The sequence below is a fragment of the Sphingobium sp. FW306-1B-F04DB genome, from assembly GCF_058781925.1.
This window is the reverse complement of sequence record NZ_JBYSXE010000039.1, coordinates 1-18,024: the sequence shown is the minus strand read 5'-3', so window position 1 is coordinate 18,024 and position 18,024 is coordinate 1. Positions and strand designations below refer to the sequence as shown.

17 protein-coding genes are annotated in these 18,024 nt (G+C 66.5%); 10 read left to right on the top strand and 7 right to left on the bottom strand.

From position 1 onward, the window contains the following. The first annotated feature begins 259 nt into the window (after nt 1-259). Nucleotides 260-2,560: a CDC48 family AAA ATPase gene (locus AC3WJD_RS15745; RefSeq protein WP_492747649.1), complete on the top strand. Its 2,301-nt coding sequence runs from the start codon at nt 260-262 to the stop codon at nt 2,558-2,560. On the opposite strand, the gene AC3WJD_RS15740 is transcribed toward AC3WJD_RS15745, so the two are convergent. Beyond that, on the bottom strand, nt 2,511-3,821 hold the full coding sequence (locus AC3WJD_RS15740; RefSeq protein WP_492747648.1) for an MFS transporter: 1,311 nt from the start codon (nt 3,819-3,821) through the stop codon (nt 2,511-2,513). The two genes, AC3WJD_RS15745 and AC3WJD_RS15740, sit on opposite strands and share 50 nt — an antisense overlap. A gap of 184 nt (nt 3,822-4,005) precedes the next feature. Here AC3WJD_RS15740 and AC3WJD_RS15735 point away from each other — a divergent pair, with 184 nt between their 5' ends. Beyond that, a complete protein-coding gene (locus AC3WJD_RS15735) occupies nt 4,006-4,638 on the top strand; it encodes a class I SAM-dependent methyltransferase (RefSeq protein WP_492747647.1) in 633 nt (210 codons plus the stop codon). Nucleotides 4,639-4,644: 6 nt separating this feature from the next. Here AC3WJD_RS15735 and AC3WJD_RS15730 read toward each other — a convergent pair whose 3' ends face one another. Continuing rightward, on the bottom strand, nt 4,645-5,817 hold the full coding sequence (locus tag AC3WJD_RS15730; RefSeq protein ID WP_492747646.1) for a phospholipase D-like domain-containing protein: 1,173 nt from the start codon (nt 5,815-5,817) through the stop codon (nt 4,645-4,647). Nucleotides 5,818-5,939: 122 nt separating this feature from the next. Between AC3WJD_RS15730 and rpoZ the strand changes: the two genes are divergently transcribed. Beyond that, nucleotides 5,940-6,284, top strand: coding sequence for a DNA-directed RNA polymerase subunit omega (rpoZ, locus tag AC3WJD_RS15725; RefSeq protein WP_492747645.1), 345 nt, complete (start codon nt 5,940-5,942; stop codon nt 6,282-6,284). A 71-nt stretch (nt 6,285-6,355) separates the two neighbouring features. Here rpoZ and AC3WJD_RS15720 read toward each other — a convergent pair whose 3' ends face one another. Next, nucleotides 6,356-6,862, bottom strand: coding sequence for a winged helix-turn-helix transcriptional regulator (locus tag AC3WJD_RS15720; RefSeq protein ID WP_492747644.1), 507 nt, complete (start codon nt 6,860-6,862; stop codon nt 6,356-6,358). A gap of 115 nt (nt 6,863-6,977) precedes the next feature. On the opposite strand from AC3WJD_RS15720, the gene AC3WJD_RS15715 reads away from it, so the two are divergent. The 6 genes from AC3WJD_RS15715 (at nt 6,978) to AC3WJD_RS15690 (ending at nt 13,855) form a co-directional block, all read left to right on the top strand. After that, complete coding sequence (locus AC3WJD_RS15715; protein WP_492747643.1) at nt 6,978-7,295, top strand: CC_3452 family protein; 318 nt, start codon at nt 6,978-6,980, stop codon at nt 7,293-7,295. Nucleotides 7,296-7,358: 63 nt separating this feature from the next. Then, a complete protein-coding gene (locus AC3WJD_RS15710) occupies nt 7,359-9,449 on the top strand; it encodes a RelA/SpoT family protein (RefSeq protein WP_492747676.1) in 2,091 nt (696 codons plus the stop codon). A gap of 96 nt (nt 9,450-9,545) precedes the next feature. Further along, a complete protein-coding gene (locus tag AC3WJD_RS15705) occupies nt 9,546-10,343 on the top strand; it encodes a tryptophan 2,3-dioxygenase (RefSeq protein ID WP_492747642.1) in 798 nt (265 codons plus the stop codon). Beyond that, nucleotides 10,340-11,506 (top strand): aminotransferase class V-fold PLP-dependent enzyme, encoded by a 1,167-nt coding sequence (locus AC3WJD_RS15700; protein ID WP_492747641.1) that lies wholly within the window; start codon nt 10,340-10,342, stop codon nt 11,504-11,506. The genes AC3WJD_RS15705 and AC3WJD_RS15700 overlap by 4 nt, the downstream gene beginning before the upstream one ends. 37 nt (nt 11,507-11,543) lie before the next feature. Beyond that, a complete protein-coding gene (locus AC3WJD_RS15695; RefSeq protein WP_492747640.1) occupies nt 11,544-13,178 on the top strand; it encodes an alkaline phosphatase D family protein in 1,635 nt (544 codons plus the stop codon). Between the two features lie 125 nt (nt 13,179-13,303). Further along, nucleotides 13,304-13,855: a GNAT family N-acetyltransferase gene (locus AC3WJD_RS15690; RefSeq protein WP_492747639.1), complete on the top strand. Its 552-nt coding sequence runs from the start codon at nt 13,304-13,306 to the stop codon at nt 13,853-13,855. On the opposite strand, the gene AC3WJD_RS15685 is transcribed toward AC3WJD_RS15690, so the two are convergent. Genes AC3WJD_RS15685 through AC3WJD_RS15675 form a run of 3 tightly spaced genes read right to left on the bottom strand, consistent with a single transcriptional unit; the run spans nt 13,818 to nt 16,026 of the window. Next, nucleotides 13,818-14,447 (bottom strand): Pr6Pr family membrane protein, encoded by a 630-nt coding sequence (locus tag AC3WJD_RS15685; protein WP_492747638.1) that lies wholly within the window; start codon nt 14,445-14,447, stop codon nt 13,818-13,820. The genes AC3WJD_RS15690 and AC3WJD_RS15685 overlap by 38 nt on opposite strands. Nucleotides 14,448-14,460: 13 nt before the next feature. After that, entirely contained in the window at nt 14,461-15,699 is a 1,239-nt protein-coding gene (locus tag AC3WJD_RS15680) for an FAD-dependent oxidoreductase (RefSeq protein ID WP_492747637.1), read from the bottom strand. Nucleotides 15,700-15,705: 6 nt separating this feature from the next. Continuing rightward, the gene (locus AC3WJD_RS15675) at nt 15,706-16,026 is read right to left on the bottom strand and encodes a phasin family protein (protein ID WP_492747636.1); all 321 of its coding nucleotides are present in this window, start codon (nt 16,024-16,026) and stop codon (nt 15,706-15,708) included. A gap of 173 nt (nt 16,027-16,199) precedes the next feature. On the opposite strand from AC3WJD_RS15675, the gene AC3WJD_RS15670 reads away from it, so the two are divergent. Then, complete coding sequence (locus AC3WJD_RS15670; RefSeq protein ID WP_492747635.1) at nt 16,200-16,922, top strand: DNA alkylation repair protein; 723 nt, start codon at nt 16,200-16,202, stop codon at nt 16,920-16,922. Between the two features lie 135 nt (nt 16,923-17,057). On the opposite strand, the gene AC3WJD_RS15665 is transcribed toward AC3WJD_RS15670, so the two are convergent. After that, complete coding sequence (locus AC3WJD_RS15665) at nt 17,058-18,023, bottom strand: NAD(P)H-dependent glycerol-3-phosphate dehydrogenase (protein WP_492747634.1); 966 nt, start codon at nt 18,021-18,023, stop codon at nt 17,058-17,060. Nucleotide 18,024: the final 1 nt, after the last annotated feature.

The following is an 18,024-nucleotide window of genomic DNA, read 5'->3' as shown; positions in this document are numbered from 1 at the left end:
ACACACGGCCCAAACACCGCCCGCCTCATATTGGTTGTCCGTGACACTTTTATGATTGCAATCATTGCAAGCGTAAAGGGGTCTTTCGCACTTGCAACATTTTTTGCTGCAGTGCACATAGAGCAGGCCTTTCAGGCATCCTCTCCTAAAAACTTTCACGGCCGGCCCCTCGGGACCGGCCTTTTTTTTGTTCCAGGGTCGAAAGCGTCGGAGACGGCCCCTATCTAGCCGCTGTCGTTGACAGTGGAGCAGATGGCCGATGGCTGACGAGGAAACCCAGGGACGGCGGCTGCAGGTTGCCAGCGCGCGCCCCGATGACAGCGGCCGCGGCCTTGCGCGGCTTTCACGCACGACGATGCAGGCATTGGGCCTCGCCGAAGGCGATATCGTCGAAATCGCGGGCAAACGCCCGACCGCAGCGCGCGCGGTGCTGACCTATCAGGAGGACGAAGGGCTCGACCTGGTGCGTCTCGACGGCCTCCAGCGCGTCAATGCGGGGGTCGGGTCGGGCGACTTCGTCATGATCCGCAAGATCGAAACCAAGCCCGCGCAACGCGTCGTGTTCGCACCCGCACAACAGAATCTGCGGCTGCAGGGATCAACCACGGCGCTGAAGCGCACCTTCATGGGACGCGCGCTGTCCGCAGGTGACGTTATCGCAACCGTAGGCCAGCAGCAGGTCGACCGCGGCGAGATGCCGCCGCAGCTGCGCCAGATGCTCGCCGCCCCCGCCTATGCGCTGCAGGAAATCCGTCTCGCGGTGGTCTCGACCAGCCCCAAGGGCATCGTCCATATCGACGCCGAGACCGAGATCGAGCTGCTCCCCGAATATGCCGAGCCCAAGGAGGCGCGCCGCGCCGACGTCACCTATGACGATGTCGGCGGCATGGTGGGCACGATCGACCAGTTGCGCGAGATGGTCGAGCTTCCCTTGCGCTACCCCGAGCTCTTCCAGCGGCTGGGGGTCGATCCGCCGCGCGGCGTGCTGCTCCACGGCCCGCCGGGCACGGGCAAGACGCGGCTCGCGCGCGCGGTCGCCAACGAGAGCGACGCCGAATTCTTCCTGATCAACGGACCCGAGATCATGGGTTCGGCCTATGGCGAGAGCGAGAAGAAGCTGCGCGAGGTGTTCGAGGCCGCGCAGAAGGCGGCGCCCTCGATCCTGTTCATCGACGAGATCGATTCGATCGCGCCCAAGCGCGGGCAGGTGCAGGGCGAGACCGAGAAGCGGCTCGTCGCGCAGCTGCTGACCCTGATGGACGGGCTCGAGGCGCGGACCAACCTCGTCGTCATCGCCGCGACCAACCGGCCCGAGGCGATCGACGAGGCGCTGCGCCGCCCCGGACGCTTCGACCGCGAGATCATCGTCGGCGTACCCGACGAACGCGGCCGCCGCGAGATCCTCGGCATCCATACGCGCGGCATGCCGCTTGGCGACAGGGTCGACCTCGACGAACTGGCGCGGACGACCTATGGCTTTGTCGGCGCCGACCTCGCCGCGCTCGCACGCGAGGCCGCGATCGAGGCGGTGCGCCGGATCATGCCGAGGATCGACCTGTCCGAAGGCACGATCCCGCCCGAGGTGCTCGACACGCTTTCGGTCACGCGCGAGGATTTCATGGCCGCGATCAAGCGCGTCCAGCCCTCGGCGATGCGCGAGGTGATGGTGCAGGCGCCCAATGTCAGCTGGGACGATATCGGCGGTCTCGACGATGCGCGCGAACGCCTGCGCGAGGGCGTAGAGCTGCCGCTCAAGAATCCCGATGCGTTCCGGCGCATGGGCATCCGGCCGGCGAAGGGCTTCCTGCTCTACGGTCCGCCGGGCACGGGCAAGACCTTGCTTGCGAAAGCGGTCGCGCGCGAGGCGGAGGCGAACTTCATCGCCACCAAATCGAGTGACCTGCTCTCCAAATGGTATGGCGAGAGCGAGCAGCAGATCGCGCGGCTGTTCGCGCGCGCGCGCCAGGTCGCGCCGTGCGTGATCTTCATCGACGAGCTCGACAGCCTCGTCCCCGCTCGCGGGGGCGGGATGGGCGAGCCGCAGGTGACCGAGCGCGTGGTCAACACGATCCTCGCCGAGATGGACGGGCTCGAGGAGTTGCAATCGGTCGTCGTGATCGGCGCGACCAACCGCCCCAACCTGATCGACCCGGCGCTGCTGCGTCCCGGCCGTTTCGACGAACTCGTCTATGTCAGCGTCCCCGACGAGGGCGGCCGCCGGCGCATCCTGGGCATCCAGACGGGCAAGATGCCACTGGCCGAAGATGTCGACCTCGACGAGCTGGCGCAGCGGACCGACCGCTTCACCGGCGCCGATCTCGAGGATCTCGTCCGGCGCGCGGGTCTGTTCGCGCTGCGTCAGTCGCTCGATTCGGACAAGGTCTCGATGGCGGACTTCGAAAAGGCGCTGACCGAGACGCGTGCCTCGGTCACGCCCGAGATGGAGCGCGAGTACGAGACGATGGCGGCGCGGCTGAAACAGGATGCGCTGAAGATCGACCCGATCGGCTTCATCGCTCCGGGGATGCTGCGTCCGCGCGGTCCGAAGGGCGAAGACTGACCCGGGCATAGATGAGGAGCAGGACGAGCGCGGCGGCCGCGGTGAAATAGGGCAGCGGCCGCCACAGCTCGTACATGCCCACGCCGATCGATGGTCCGAGCACGAAGGCGGCGCCGTTGACCGCGGTAACCTTGCCCGCCACCGAGCCCTGCGCCTTGGCCCCCACCGCGAGCGACGAGCCCGCAGTGAAGCCCGGTCGCGTGAAGCCGAAGCCGAGCGAAGACAGCGCAAAGGCGGTCGCGATGCCATAGAGGTCGGTGGCGAGCCCGGTCAGCGCGCAGCCGATCGCGGACAGCACGAGCCCGATCAGCACCAGCGCGCGCGGGCCGAGCCCCAGCATCGGAATCAGCCCCCATTGCACGAGCAGCGCGGCGCCCGCGCCCATCATCAGCACGATTCCCGTCGCCTGCAGCGCGGCCTCGAGCGGCCCGCCCAGCCGGTCGATGACGAGAAAGCCGATCGCCTGACCGGTCATCGCCTGGGCGTGCCCCATCACCAGCCCCGTGAGCATCCACGGCCAGATGCGGGGGTCGCGCAGTCGCACCTCGACCGAGTGCGGCGCGATCGCCGCGGTCACCGTCGCGCCCGTCGACTGCCCGCCGATCGAGGGATAGCTTGCCGCTGCACCATGCGGATGCGCATTCGGGCTGTCGTCGGGAAGCAACCGCCAGGCCGCGATCACCACGACCAGCCCGATCAGCGCGAAGACGAAGGCGGGCCCCGCCATCCCGACGACGGGCAGCACGAAATAGGGACCCAGCGCGGGGCCGAGGATGGTGCCGAGCCCGAAGGCCGAGGCGAGCATGGTCAGCGCCTTGGTGCGCTCGTCGCGGCTGGTCCGCGCGGCGACCATTGCCTGGGCCGCAGGCGGGGTCGCCGCGCCGAAGGCGCCGTAGATCAGCCGGCCGCCGATAAAGGCGACAAAGGTCAGCGCCGGCGCGATCCACCCGAGAATGCCCGCAGCGAGGAATGCGCCGCACAGCAGCAGCGAGACGGTGAAACCCGCAAGCCCCGTCACCACCATCTTGCGCTGGCCATGACGATCGAGCCGCTTCGCCCAGAAGGGCGCGGCGACCACCCAGATCGCGGCCGAGACCGAGAAGGCGGCAGCGACCGCGCTGTCGGCGACCTTGAGCGAACGCCCGAGCGCGGGGAGCACCGACTGCAACGCGGTGTTGCCCGCCGCGATGGTGAGCATCACGAGGAAAAGCAGGCCGAAATCGCGCCGCCGCGCGCGCTCCGCCGCGTTCACCGCCGGCATCGCCGACGGATCATGGCGTTGGCGGCGACCGCTCCATCCGGTTTCGTGCCCATGCCGCCCCGATACGCCGGAACGAGGCGCGAACGGAAGGAAAAACTGCTATGTTCCCGGGTTAACCTCTACTTGAATTGCCGCGCTTTATTTGCGAGGGCTCGTAACCCTGTTGTCACAGTCGAGGAACTTCATGCCCCCCGCATCATCCGCAAAGACCGGCCGCAAGCTGCCTGCATGGCTTGTCGAGTGGGCGCGCCGCCGCTCCGGTCCCTGGGCGATGTTCTTCAAGGGCTTCCTCAAGCATCCGGTGATGGTGGGATCGATCATCCCCTCGTCGGACACGCTGATCGCCAACATGCTCGGCCGCGTCGACTGGGCCAATACCAAGGTCTTCGTCGAATATGGGCCGGGGGTCGGCACCTTCTGCCGCCCGATCCTGAAGAAGATGGCGCCCGATGCCAGGCTGATCGCGATCGACACCAATCCCGACTTCATCGAATATCTGGCCGAGGAAATCCCCGATCCGCGCTTCATCCCGGTGCTGGGATCGGCCGCGGATGTGCGCCGGATCATCGCCGAACAGGGCCATGATCACGCCGATTACGTGCTCTCCGGGCTGCCCTTCTCGACGCTGCCGACGGGCGTCGGCCCCAGGATCGCCGAAGAGACGCAGGCCGCGCTGCGCCCCGGCGGCGCGTTCCTCGTCTATCAGTTCTCGCCCAAGGTCCGCGATTTCATCGCGCCGCATTTCGCGCGGATCGACCACGGTTTCGAATTCTGGAACATCCCTCCCGCACAGCTCTACTGGGCGTGGAAGGACTGAGACGCCTCAATCGAGGCCGAAATTGAGCCGGCGCGTGACGGTGTAATCCATCACGCTGACGACGAACCATGACAGCGCCCAGCGCACGCGATTGAGCCAGGTCGCGCGCGCCTTGTGAAGCTCGGGCGTGATGCGTTCGCAATCGGCGAGTTCGCGGTTGAAGAAATCGCGCATATGCGCGGCAAAGCCCGCATCCTCGATCCTCAGCATCAGCTCCATATTGAGGAACAGGCTGCGCATGTCGAAATTGGCCGAGCCGATATAGACGATGTCGTCGAGGACGATCAGCTTCATGTGAAGCATGCCGGGGAGATACTCGTAGACCTCAGCGCCCCGCTTGAGCAGGCTGCCATAGAGCAGGCGTGATGCGCCGACGGTGGCCGGATTGTCCGAACGTTGCGCGGTTACGAGCCGCAGGCAGCCCCCGCGCCGGGCCACGCCGCCCAGACGCTTGAGCATCGAACGGCCGGGGGAAAAATAGGCCTCGATCATGTCGACGCGCGTCGCATGTTCCAGATCGTGCTTGAGCGCGCGCGCCCATGGGTTCAGCCGCCGCGTCGGGCCGCCGAGCAGCCAGCGCAGCGGCCCCCGCGATGCGGGGGGCATGGTGTCGATCAGCATCCGCCTGAGCGCACGCAGGCTGGCGTTGTCCGATCGCGTCCAGCGATCGAGGCCGTCGAAATAGGCGGTGAGCCAGCTGACGGCGGGCCCATGGACCTCCAGCCCCAGATCGTGCCACTTGCCCGCGTCATCCGGCGCGAAATAGTCATCGGCGATGTTGAAGCCGCCGATGATCGCGCTGCTGTCGTCCGCGATCGCGATCTTCTGGTGGTTCCGGAGGAGATAGCGGCGGCCATAGCGCGGCGCGAACCGGCACAGTTGACAGCCCGCCTCGTCGAGCGGGGCGAAGAAGCTCGACGGCGTGTTGCTGCTGCCAAAACCGTCGACGAGCAGCGAGACGCGTACGCCGCGGTTTATCGCGTCGAGCAGCGCCTCACGGACCGCGGTGCCCGATGCATCGGCCTCGAAAATATAATAATAGAGCCGGATACGGCTGCGCGCGCTTTGGATCAGCGCTATCAGCGCCCGAAGCCGCGCGGGGCCCTCGACGATCGGTATCAGCCGATTGCCGTCGACCTCCAATGGCGTCTCGCGCCGCTTGGGGCGTGCCTCATCCATGCCCGATCAATGGGTGTGGCACCATCAAAGGGCAAGGGAAAAGCGTCATTTCCTTGACTCATGCGCCCGGGATCGCTACCTCGCGGCTTCTTTCCGATATTCGCCAGACAAATGGAGCGGCTATGGCGCGCGTTACCGTAGAAGATTGCGTCGACAAGGTTTCCAACCGGTTCGACCTCGTGCTGTTCGCCGCACAGCGCGCCCGGCAGATTTCGGGCGGCGCCGATCTGACGCTCGACCGTGACCGCGACAAGAATCCCGTCGTTGCGCTGCGCGAGATCGCCGAGGAGACGATTCGCCCCGAGGACATGAAGGAAGCCGTCGTCGGCTCGCTCCAGCGTGTCCAGATCGACGAGGACGATGTCGTCGACGAGATCGGCTCGCTCAGCCAGTCGGCCGAAGCGCTGCGCCTGACCGCGGCCGCGCCGCCGCGCAACCAGAATATCGGCGGCGACTACGACGGCTGATCGGCCTCGGCATCGCTGGATATGAAAAGGCCGGGCATCTGCCCGGCCTTTTTCGTTTCCGGGACGATCGCTCAGGCTGCCTTGTCGGCGAGCGTGGGCTGCTTGGTCTCGCCGATCGGGCGGATTTCCTCGGCGTGCATCCAGCACAGGTCCTCGAGCCGCAGTTCGCGGTCGTCATGCGCGCGGATGCTTATCGGGCGGATCGGCTGGAGATCCTGCTTGTCGACGAGCACGGGGGTCGACGGCGTGCCCGATTCCCAGCGCTCACCCCATTGCCTGAGCGCGAGCATCGCGGGCAGAAGCGCGGCGCCCTTCTCGGTCAGGCGATATTCGATCTTGCGGCGGTCCTCGGCGAGCGGCTGCCGCATCAATATACCGTGCTCGACCAACCGCGACAGCCGGTTGGCAAGGATATTGCGCGCGATGCCGAGTTCCGACTGGAACTCCTCGAAATGGCAGATGCGGTTGAAGGCGGCGCGCAGGATGAGGAAGGACCATTTCTCCCCCATCGCCTCAAGCGCGCACGGAAGCCCGCATTCATGCTGCGCGAGCTCTTTCAGCGGTTCTCTCAGGCCCATGATGCAAATCTACCGTAAAATTTCCGTCATGCAACTCATATAGGTTTTAAGTTGCAACTTGCAATTGATCCTGATAGGTAGTGATTCGCAACCTAAATTGCGAAGGACGCAATCCATGATCCGCTTTGCTCCCCTGTTCGCCTCGCTGGCGGCCTCTTTCCTGCTGCTTTCGGCGACCGCCGCCTCCGCCCAGCCCGGCGGCAGTTTCTATGCGGCCAAGCCCGTCGCGGCTTCGGCGACCGCGAGTCTCGTCGTCCGCGACACGATCTGGAAGTGCGACGGCAATGGCTGCGCCTCTTCCACCAAGGGCAAGAGCCGCGCCGCCTTTGTCTGCGAATCGCTCGCCAAAGAGGTCGGCCAGCTGGCCTCGTTCCGCGCCGGGACCGAGGAGTTCGACGCCGAGGCGCTCGCCAAGTGCAACGCCAAGGCGTAAATCGTCGCGATAACGCCCAAGAAACTGTTGCAAAGCACCGGCACGCGACCCCAAATGGGCCGCGTGCTGAGGCAATATGAACTTGTAGACCGGGTCCTTTCCTACGACCCCGACGCCGACGAGGCGCTGCTCAACCGTGCCTATGTCTTCTCGATGCAGATGCACGGCAGCCAGAAGCGCGCGTCGGGCGACCCCTATTTCAGCCATCCGATCGAGGTCGCGGGCATCCTCACCGACCTCAAGCTCGACGACGAGACGATTGCGACCGCTATCCTCCACGACACGATCGAGGATACGCTGACCACGCAGGACGAGATCGAGAAGATCTTCGGTCCCAATGTCGCGCGGCTCGTCGACGGCGTGACCAAGCTCTCCAAGATCGAGGCGCAGACCGAGAGCGAGCGCGCGGCGGAGAACCTGCGCAAGTTCCTGCTCGCCATGTCCGACGACATTCGCGTGCTGCTCGTCAAGCTCGCCGACCGGCTCCACAACATGCGCACGCTGCATTTCATCAAGAATGAGGAGAAGCGCCGGCGCATCGCCAAGGAGACGATGGACATCTACGCGCCGCTCGCCGAGCGGATCGGGATGTACGAGTTCATGAAGGAGATGCAGACGCTCGCCTTCCAGCATCTCGAGCCCGAAGCCTATGCCTCGATCACCAAAAGGCTCGAACAGCTGCAGGAGGGCGGGGGCGACCGCATCGCCAAGATCAGCTCGGGGCTCAAGCTGCTGCTCAGCCGCGCGGGGATCGAGGTCGAGGTGTCGGGGCGCGAGAAGCATCCCTATTCGATCTGGAAGAAGATGGCCGAACGGCACATCAGCTTCGAGCAGCTCTCGGACATCATGGCGTTCCGCATCATCGCCGACGATGCCGACGCCTGTTACCGCGCGCTGGGCGTGATCCACCAGCGCTGGCCGATGGTGCCCGGGCGCTTCAAGGATTTCATCTCCACCCCCAAGCGCAACGGCTACAAATCGCTCCACACCACGATCATCCATGCCGGCGAGACGCGGATCGAGGTGCAGATCCGCTCCAGGGGGATGCACGCCCAGGCCGAATTCGGCCTCGCCGCCCACTGGGCCTACAAGCAGCACGACCGGTCCGACGGGCAGGCGGGCTGGATTCGCGACCTGCTCGAAATCCTCGAGACCGCCGACAGCGCCGAGGAACTGCTCGAGCACACGCGCATGGCGATGTACCAGGACCGGATCTTCGCCTTTACCCCCAAGGGCGAGCTCTACCAGCTTCCCAAGGGTGCGACCCCGGTCGACTTCGCCTATGCGGTGCATACCGATCTCGGCGACCAGACCGTGGGCGCAAAGGTCAACGGCCGCGTCGTGCCGCTCAGGACTCCGCTCGAAAATGGCGACCAGGTCCAGATCCTCAAATCCAAGGGACAGGAACCCCAGCCGGGCTGGCTCAACTTCGTCGTGACGGGCAAGGCACGCGCCGCGATCCGCCGCTATGTCCGCCACAAGGAACGCGACGAGACGATCGCGCTCGGCCGCAAGATCTATGACGAGATCGTCAGGCGCCTGCCAACGCAGCTCGGTCCCGATGCGCTCGGCGAGGCGCTCAAGCGGCTCAAGAAAGCCGACGAGGCCGCGCTGATGGAGGCGATCGCGCGCCAGATGATCTCCGACGTCGAGGTGATGGAGGCGCTGATGCCAGGCTCGACGGGCAGCAACGTCTCCGGCGGCCACGCGCCCGCGCAACGCGAGGCGATCTCGATCCGCGGATTGACGCCCGGGGTCGCGTTCAATCTCGCCGAATGCTGCCATCCCGTGCGCGGCGACCGGATCGTCGGGTTGAGACGGCCCAATGAAGGGATCGAGGTCCATACCATCGATTGCGACACGCTTTCCGACGGCGTCGACGCCGACTGGATCGATCTCGCCTGGGGCGAGGCATCCGACAGCGGCACCGCGCGGCTCCAGGTCGTCATCAAGAACGAGCCTGGTGCGCTCGCGGTGATGGCCGGCATCTTCGGCACGCACAAGGCGAATATCCTGAACCTGAGGCTGGAGAATCGCGACGGCAGCTTCCACACCTTCACGGTCGATCTCGAGGTCAACGACCTCCACCATTTGATACGAATTCTCGCCGCCCTGCGTGCGGCGGATGCGGTGAGCCAGGCTGAACGAATCTAGCGCGTTCATGAAATGATATTGCGCCGTCCTTTTCGGACGGCGCGGAACGCGATAGGCTGGCCGCAACCAACCCATGCCATCCGCTCCGAGGCATTCATGACCGACGCCAAAGACATGACCTATGCGCGCTATCTCGCGCTCGACGACGTGCTTTCCGCGCAGCATCCCGTGTCCGACCGGCACGACGAACTGCTGTTCATCATCATCCACCAGACCAAGGAACTGTGGCTCAAGCAGATCATCGCCGAGCTGCGGCTCGCAATCGCGATGGTGCGCGACGACAAGCTGGTGCCCGCCTATAAGGGGCTGGCGCGCGTCTCGCGGATCCAGGCGGTGATGACGCTGAGCTGGGATGTGCTCGCGACGATGACGCCGAGCGATTATACGCAGTTCCGCCATGTGCTCGGCACCAGCTCGGGCTTCCAGTCCGACCAGTTCCGCACCGTCGAATATCTGCTCGGGCTGAAGGATGGCGGCTTCCTGCGCTTCCAGGACGACCGGCCCGACGCGCAGGCGGCGATGCGCGCGGCGCTCGAGGCGCCGAGCCTGTGGGACGAGGCCAATCGTGCGCTGGCGCGCGGGGGCATCGCGGTGCCCGAGGGCGCGCTGACGCGCGACTGGGCGACACCTTATCAGCCCGATCCCGCGGTCGAGGCCGCCTGGGCGCAGGTCTATCGCGATACCGGACGCTATTGGGATCTGTACCAGTTCGCAGAGAAACTCGTCGACCTCGACGATGCGCTTGCCACCTGGCGGCACAAGCACGCACAGACCGTCGAGCGCGTCATCGGCTTCAAGCGCGGCACGGGCGGCACTGCGGGGGTGCAATATCTCCAGTCGACCGTCGGCAAGCGCGCTTTTCCCGAGCTCTGGACGCTCCGGACGCAGCTGTGAGTAACAAGGGCCTGTTCCGCCAGGCGCTCGATGCGCATGAACGCGAGGGGCGGCTGCATCTGGCGGCGCATTCGCACCATCTCTGGCCCGATGCGAGCTTCGAGGGGCAGCGGCAATGCTGGGAAGACGGCGCGTTCCTGGCCGATCGCAAATGGGACAGGGTGATGGGCGAGGTCTGGCCCGCCGCGCAGGCCGAGGTCGCGGCCGAGCTTCGCCTGCCCGATCCCGCCACCATCGTCTTCGCGTCCAACACGCACGAATTGATGGTGCGGCTGCTCTCGGCACGGGGCAGCGGGCCGGTGCGCGTGCTTTCCACCGATGGCGAGTTTCACAGCTTTCGCCGCCAGGCCGCGCGCTGGGTCGAATCGGGGCGGATTGTCCTCGAGACCGTGCCCGTCGCGCCCTTGGACAGCTTTGCCGAGCGTTTCCTCGGCGCCGCGCGTGCGGGCAGCCACGACCTGATCTTCGTCAGCCATGTCTTCTTCAACAGCGGCCATGTCTTCGAGCGCTTCGCCGAGCTGTCCCAACTGGCGGCGCCCGACGGCCCCTGGGTGGTGGTCGACGGCTATCACGGCTTCATGGCGGTGGAGACCGATCTCTCCGCGGTGGCAGACCGGATCTTCTACGTCGCGGGCGGATACAAATATGCGATGGCGGGCGAGGGTGTCGCCTTCATGCACTGCCCGCCGGGCTTCGGCACGCGACCCGAGATCAGCGGCTGGTATGCCGAGTTCGACGATCTCGCGCTGCCGCCGGGCGCGATCGGCTATGCGCCCGATGCGCGGCGCTTCCTCGGCGCAACCTTCGACCCGTCGGGGCTCTACCGCTTCGTCGCGGTGCGTCGCATGCTCGCGCGCGAGGGGCTGAGCACTGCAGCGGCGGCTGCGCATGTCGCAGGCTTGCAGCAGCGGCTTGTCGATCGGATCGACCATACGCCCTTTGCCGCGGCCGAACTGCTCAACCCGCTCGACGGCCGCGACCATGCGCGCTTCCTCGCGCTGCGATCACCCGAGGCGCAGGCCTGGTATCGCCAGCTCGACGCGGCAAAGGTCACCGTCGACGTGCGCGGCGAGGTCTTGCGCATCGGGCTTGGCCTTTATCACGATGCCGCGGATATCGAGCTGTTCCTCGAAAGGCTTCGGGGTGTAACAGCCATGCCATGATCCCGGTGCAACGGGCTGTGACGCGAGGGAGGAGTGGATGCCGCTGCATATCGATCGCCGCAGCCTGATACTGGGGGGCAGCTTCGGGCTCGGCGCGCTCGTGCTCCCCGGCGGCGCGGGCGCCGCAACGCTGCTGACCGCCAGGGGCTATACGCATGGCGTTGCGAGCGGCGAGCCGGGGCCAGCATCCGTGCTGCTCTGGACACGCTATGTGCCCGCCAGTGGCGACGATGCCGAGCTGATGGTCGAACTCTGCGAGAACGCCGAATTTCTCGGTCCCAAGGCGGCTGCGTCGCTCAGCGCGCGGCGCGATGCAGACTTTACCGCGCGCGTGACGGTGGAGGGGCTCGATCCCGATCGCTGGTATTATTACCGCTTTTCGACCGCCGCAGGCGAGCGCTCGCCGATCGGGCGGACGCGCACGCTGCCCGTCGGGCCGGTGAAGCGCTTCGGACTCGGCGTGTTTTCGTGCGCCAACCTGGGCTTTGGCTGGTTCAATGCCTATGCTCATGCCGCGCAGCGGCGCGATCTCGACCTGATGGTCCACACCGGCGACTATCTCTACGAATATCAGCGCGGCACCTATCCAGGCGCGGATGTCGCGATGAAGCAACGGCTGATCGAACCCGTGGGCGAGACGATCCGGCTCGCCGATTATCGGCTGCGCCATGCCAGCTATCGCGCCGATCCCGACCTCCAGTTGCTCCACCGCATGTTCCCGATGATCGCGCAGTGGGACGATCACGAGATCGCCAACGACGCATGGGCGAACGGCGCGCAGAACCACCAGCGCGGCGAGGGCGACTATGCCGAGCGCTGCGGGGCGGCGGTGCGCGCCTATGACGAATGGATGCCCGTTTCGGGGCGAATGTGGTCGTCGTACGACATCGGCGATCTGGCGACGATCCTGCGCCCCGAGACGCGCCTTTCGGGCCGAAGCGAACAGCTCGACCTCGATCCGCTGTTCAAGGGTGGCGGCGATATCAATGCCGGGCTCGCGGCGTTCCGTGATGGCCCGCTCGCCGATCCCGCGCGCAGCCTGATGGGCGCAGAACAGGAAGCCTGGCTCGCCGAGGCGTTGAAGACATCGGTCCGCCGCGGCGCGAAGTGGCAGATCGTGGCGCAGCAGGTCAATGTCGGCCGGCTGATCACCCCGACGGGATCGCTCGAGCTGCTCAATCGCGACGCGCCCGGCCATGTCATCGCGCGCGTCCGCAATGGCGAGACGGCGGGCAGGGCCGGCATCCCCAACAATCTCGACAATTGGGGCGGCTATCCCGCGGCGCGGTCGCGCTTCCTCAAATCAGCGCAGGCGGCCGATGCCGATCTGGTGGTGCTGTCGGGCGACAGCCATAATGGATGGGCCTTCGCACTCGCCGAGGACGGCAAGCCCGCGGGCGTCGAATTCGGCGGGCACAGCGTCACATCGCCCGGCTATGAGACCTATCTGACGGGTGCCTCGCCCGCGACGGTCGCGCGCCGCCTGCGCGAGTCGAGCCCCGAGCTGGCATGGGCCGACACCGCGCATCGCGGCTATATGGCGATCGAGCTCACCCCCGAGCGGGTCACCGGCGAATGGGTGATGATCCCGGACGTGCGGACGCGCTCGACCGCAACGCTGCCCGGCCACCGCATGCACGTCGCACGCGGACGGCGCGCCTTCAGCGCCTGATCGTTGCGATAGCGGGACGACCGGCGCCGCGATTTGTCCAACATCAAGTCGAGCGCGGCGTTTGGTGGTAGGATGGCGTCATGGCGGTTGCCGACCGGTCCGGCCCGGCTGTGGGAGCATGCGCTGTGAACGACTTGCCCAGAACGATCGACTGCGCAGGCAAGATCGTGACGCTCCGCCGCTTCAGATCCGACGACCTCGAAGCGATGCTCAAATTCACGCGCACGCTGCCCGAGCACGACCTGCTCTTCCTCGGCCGCGACCTGAAGCATCGCAAGGTGGTCGAGGCATGGCTCGCCGAGATCGAGGACGGCTTCATCGACAGCCTGATCGCCGAGGGGCCTTCGAGTGTGGTCGGCACCTCGGCGCTGGTGCGCGATCCGCTGGGCTGGTCAACGCATGTCGGCGAGGTTCGGCTGCTCGTCAGCCCCAGGCTGCGGGGCGCGGGTCTGGGCGCGGCGATGCTCGAGGAGAGCTTTCGGATGGCGGGACAGCGCGACCTCAGGAAGCTCATCGCCAGGATGACGCCCGACCAGGCGGCGGCGATCGCGCTGTTCGAGGGCATGGGCTTCGTGCGCGAGGCGCTGTTGGGGGATCATGTGATGGGGCGTGACGGCGCGTTGCACGACCTGATCGTGCTCAGCCGGAGCGTCGGGGCACCAGCCGGTCAATCGTGATGACGACAATGCTAAGCGCGGCGAAGAGCAAGAAGAGAAAGCCGATGTTGACGCTCACCTGCGCATAGCCCAGGCGCTGCACCTCGAGCGCGGGATAGGGATATTCGCCCACCACCGCGCCCCGCGCGAGCACCCACGCAACATAGAGCACCGGATAGGCGAGCATGCGCGGCAGCGCATCCCATTCGAGACGGCGATGCGCGACGAAGCCCAGCCACCAGAGCAGATAGAGCACGGGCAGCAGGTAATGGAGCATACCGTCGGCGACGCGGAGCAGTCCCTGCGGATCCCAGAGCCGCGCGAGCATCAGATGGTAGAAGATCATCACGAAGGTGATCGCCGCCGCCAGCGCGGCGCGGTGCACGGGCTCACGGAAGAAACGCAGGCCGGGGCGCGGGCGGAGTTCGGCAAGATATACCAGCACCAGCCCGATATTGGTGAGGATCGTGAAGAAGCTGAAGAAGAAGACGATCGAACCGGGAAGGCTGCGGCCCGCGTCGATCGAGGCAGGGATGGTGATCGCGAACTGGAGCAGCAACGCGCCCGTGCCGAGGACGCTTCCCAGCGCGGCGATACTCTTGCCCGGCGTCATCCCATGCCCCTGTTCAATGCACCGCGCGGCCCTGCGTTTCGCCCTTTGAGGCGAGCGAGAAGCGCTGCTCGGCGGTGCCCAGCGTATCGGTGACAAGCGCGGCCGCATAGCGCCCGACGGCGGGGCCATGCTTGAAGCCGTGCCCCGATCCCGCGCCGACGAGCACGACATTGGGCCAGCGCGGGTGACGGTCAATCAGCAGGTCGCCATTGGCGCTGTTCTCGTACTGGCAGACGCGCGCTTCGCTGAGTGGTGCGTGGGCCAGCGCGGGAAAGCGGCGCGCCATGAAGGCGCGGACATCCGCGAGCGCAGCGGGCGAGGGGGTGCGATCACTGCCGTCGGGATCGATGGGCGGCCCATGCGCGTCATGGGCGATCTTGAAGCCGCGGCTTTCGAGATCGGGAAAGCCGTAATAGATGTCGCCATGATTGAAATCGGCCCAGCCGGGAAACTGGCCCGGACCGAAGCGCGCGTCGCCCGCTGGCGGCGCGAAGAAGAACACTTCCTGCCGCGTCGGGAAGATCCGGCGGCCGAGAAGGTCGGGCAGAACCTTGGGCAGCCAGGGCCCGCAGGCAAAGACGAAGCGCGCGGCCGAAAGCGTTTCGCCCGCGGCCGTGGTCACCTGGTCAAGTCGTGCGGCACCCGGATCGGGCGGGCGTATCGCCGCCTGGCGATAGCTGCCGCCGGCGCGCACGAAGCGATCGACCAGCGTCTGCACCGCCCGCCGCGCCATCAGCGCGCCGAATTCGGGTTCGTAGAGCCCGAGCGCGATCCCCGAAAAATCGAACTGCGGAAAACGCTGCTGCATCTGCGCAGGGTCGAGCAGCTGCGTGGGCAATCCGAGCTCGCGATGCACCGCGATCGACTGATCGACAAAGGCCTCGCGCTTCGGAAAGAAGAATAGCACGCCCGTGCGGTGGAACAACGGCAGCCCGGCGCTGTCGGACAGTGCCTTCCAGTCAGCCAGCGATTCCCACGCCATGCGCGTATAGACCGCATCGCCGCCATAGCTGCCGCGCGTCATCCGCGATTCGCCGCCCGAGGAGGCGCGCGCATGCGCCGGCCCCCAGGCGTCGAGCAGCAACACGCGTTGCCCGCGATCCTGCAGCCGGGCCGCGGTCCAGGCGCCGAATACCCCGGCACCCACCACGATGACGTCATGGCCGCGCGTTACGGTCTGCGCGCCGAGCGCCGATGCCGCCAGCGCACCCGCGCCGATCCCCAGCGTGCCGCGACGCGTCAGCCCCGCCATGACGAGTCAGCCCTTTTTCGGCGGGTCGAGCGATTCCTTGCCGAACTGGACGATGAGTTCGCCGACCTCGCGCGCGAGCGTCATGCTGCGCACGCCCTGATCGCGGATGAAATCGCCTTGGATGCGCAGCACCTCGGCAAGACTCGACGCCTTGGCCGCCGCGCGCATGGCGGCGAAGGCCTCGCGCGTGTTGGTTTCGGCATGGTCGATCATCTTGAGGCCGATCGCGCCCGAATTCTCGGCCGCCTTCTTGCCCGCCTGCTGCAAGGGTTCGACGATCGTTTCGTCGATCGTGCTCCCGGCGCTACCCGATTTCTTGTCAGCCATGCCTTTTCCTCCTGCTCTTGCGGGCGGAGGGATGACCGACGATCAGCAGGCCGCCCGGCACCAGATTGGAGGCGGTCTTCGTCAAATCCCTCTCCCCTATTATGCTGACAGGATTGCCGAAACGCGCTGGCCGCACAAGCGTCAAAGCCACGCCGCGGAAGGGGAGAGACCGGATGCCGGGAAGTACGCAGATATTGCCCGTCGAGGAGTCGCTGAAGATCGCGCTCGCGACGCTCGAGGCCGAGGGCGATGCCGCCTATCGCGACGCGCTCGAGCCACGCTACGGCATCCGCACCACCAAGGCCTTTGGTGTGAAGATGGCGACGATCCAGAAGCTGGCGAAGGCGCTGGGGCGCAGTCCGGCGCTTGCCGAGGCGCTGTGGGGGACGGGCTGGTACGAGGCACGGCTGCTGTGCGCCTATGTCGATGTGCCCGAGCAGGTCTCGATCGAAAGGATGGATCGCTGGGCCGCCGATTTCGACAACTGGGCGATCTGCGACACCTTGTGCTTCGCGCTCTGGGATCGCACGCCGCACGCCTTCGACCAGATCCACGCCTGGGCGGCGCGCGAGGAGGAATTCGTCAAACGCGCCGCCTTCGCATTGCTGGCGAGCGTCGCGCTGCACGGCAAGGATTTGCCCGACGAACCCTTTCTGCGCGCGCTGGCGCTGATCGAACCCGCCGCCGCGGACGAGCGCAATTTCGTCAAGAAGGGTGTCAGCTGGGCGCTGCGCGCGGTGGGCGGACGGCGGCGCACGCTGCATGCCGAGGCGCTCGCGATCGCCGAACGGCTCGCCATGTCACCGGCGGTCGCCCCGCGCTGGATCGGGAAGGACGCGCTGAAGGCGCTAAACGATCCTCGGCTGACGGAAAGGCTGGCGAGAAAACCGAGCTAGAGCGGCGTGCGCTAAATCTGATCCATATCCGTGCTCCGGGCTTGACCCGGAGCCCATGCTGAAAACAATACGTCGCCCGGACAGATGGACTCCTGCTTTCGCAGGAGCACTGAACCCGATTTTCGGTGCAATGCGCTAGTGCGCCTCGGCGCGCAAGGGGCGCGAAAGAAGGTCGGTGACCACCGCAACAACGGTCGCATCGCCCGAGAGCAGGGCGCAGACTGCTTCCACGACGGGCATCTCGATCCCCACGGCGCGGGCCGCCTCAAGAAGCACGGGGGCCGTAAAGGCGCCTTCGGCCACTGTGCGTCGATCCGCGAGCAGTTCGGTGGCGCTTCGTCCCTCGCCCAGCCCCTTCCCCAGCGAGAAGTTGCGCGACTGGGTCGATGAGCAGGTAAGGACGAGGTCGCCCAATCCCGACAGGCCCGAAAGCGTTTCGGGGCGCGCGCCGCGGGCTACGCCGAAGCGCGTCATTTCGGCGAAACCGCGTGCGATGAGTGCCGAGCGCGCATTGAGGCCGAGCCCCCGGCCATCGACGACGCCACACGCAATTGCGAGCACATTCTTGACCGCGCCGCCTATCTCCGCCCCTATCACGTCAGTCGAGCCATAGGTGCGGAAGTGCGGGCGCGCGAGGCGGGCGGCGAGGCGGGCGCCAAGCGCCGGATCGGCGCAGGCCAGCGTTACCGCGGTGGGCAGTCCCTTGGCGACTTCGGCCGCGAATGTAGGCCCCGAAAGCACCGCGACCGGCGCGTCGGGACGCATCTCTTCCGCAATTTCGGAGACGAGTTGCTGCGTCCCCGCCTCTATCCCCTTGGCACAGAGGATCAGCGGAACGTGCCGCGCGTCGATGCCGCCCAGGACGCTGCGCACATGCTGCGCGGGACTGACGATGAGCAGCACCTCGCGATCGGAGAGATCATCGAGCCGGCCGGTGGCGCGGATCGAGGGCGAAAGCGGTACGTCAGGCAGGTAGAGCGGATTGGTGTGGGTGTCGTTGACGGAGGCCACCACCTCGGGCTCGAGCGCCCAGAGCAGTACATCCTCGCGCCCTGCCGCCGCGACCTGCGCAAGCGCCGTGCCCCATGCGCCCCCCCCGATG

Bases quoted from the DNA above. Each gene is read 5' to 3' on its own strand.
- AC3WJD_RS15730 (WP_492747646.1), bottom strand. From the start codon at position 5,817: ATGGATGAGGCACGCCCCAAGCGGCGCGAGACGCCATTGGAGGTCGAC.
- AC3WJD_RS15705 (WP_492747642.1), top strand. From the start codon at position 9,546: ATGACCGACGCCAAAGACATGACCTATGCGCGCTATCTCGCGCTCGAC.
- AC3WJD_RS15745 (WP_492747649.1), top strand. From the start codon at position 260: ATGGCTGACGAGGAAACCCAGGGACGGCGGCTGCAGGTTGCCAGCGCG.
- AC3WJD_RS15735 (WP_492747647.1), top strand. From the start codon at position 4,006: ATGCCCCCCGCATCATCCGCAAAGACCGGCCGCAAGCTGCCTGCATGG.
- rpoZ (WP_492747645.1), top strand. From the start codon at position 5,940: ATGGCGCGCGTTACCGTAGAAGATTGCGTCGACAAGGTTTCCAACCGG.
- AC3WJD_RS15675 (WP_492747636.1), bottom strand. From the start codon at position 16,026: ATGGCTGACAAGAAATCGGGTAGCGCCGGGAGCACGATCGACGAAACG.
- AC3WJD_RS15685 (WP_492747638.1), bottom strand. From the start codon at position 14,447: ATGACGCCGGGCAAGAGTATCGCCGCGCTGGGAAGCGTCCTCGGCACG.
- AC3WJD_RS15715 (WP_492747643.1), top strand. From the start codon at position 6,978: ATGATCCGCTTTGCTCCCCTGTTCGCCTCGCTGGCGGCCTCTTTCCTG.
- AC3WJD_RS15695 (WP_492747640.1), top strand. From the start codon at position 11,544: ATGCCGCTGCATATCGATCGCCGCAGCCTGATACTGGGGGGCAGCTTC.
- AC3WJD_RS15670 (WP_492747635.1), top strand. From the start codon at position 16,200: ATGCCGGGAAGTACGCAGATATTGCCCGTCGAGGAGTCGCTGAAGATC.
- AC3WJD_RS15680 (WP_492747637.1), bottom strand. From the start codon at position 15,699: ATGGCGGGGCTGACGCGTCGCGGCACGCTGGGGATCGGCGCGGGTGCG.
- AC3WJD_RS15740 (WP_492747648.1), bottom strand. From the start codon at position 3,821: ATGCCGGCGGTGAACGCGGCGGAGCGCGCGCGGCGGCGCGATTTCGGC.
- AC3WJD_RS15720 (WP_492747644.1), bottom strand. From the start codon at position 6,862: ATGGGCCTGAGAGAACCGCTGAAAGAGCTCGCGCAGCATGAATGCGGG.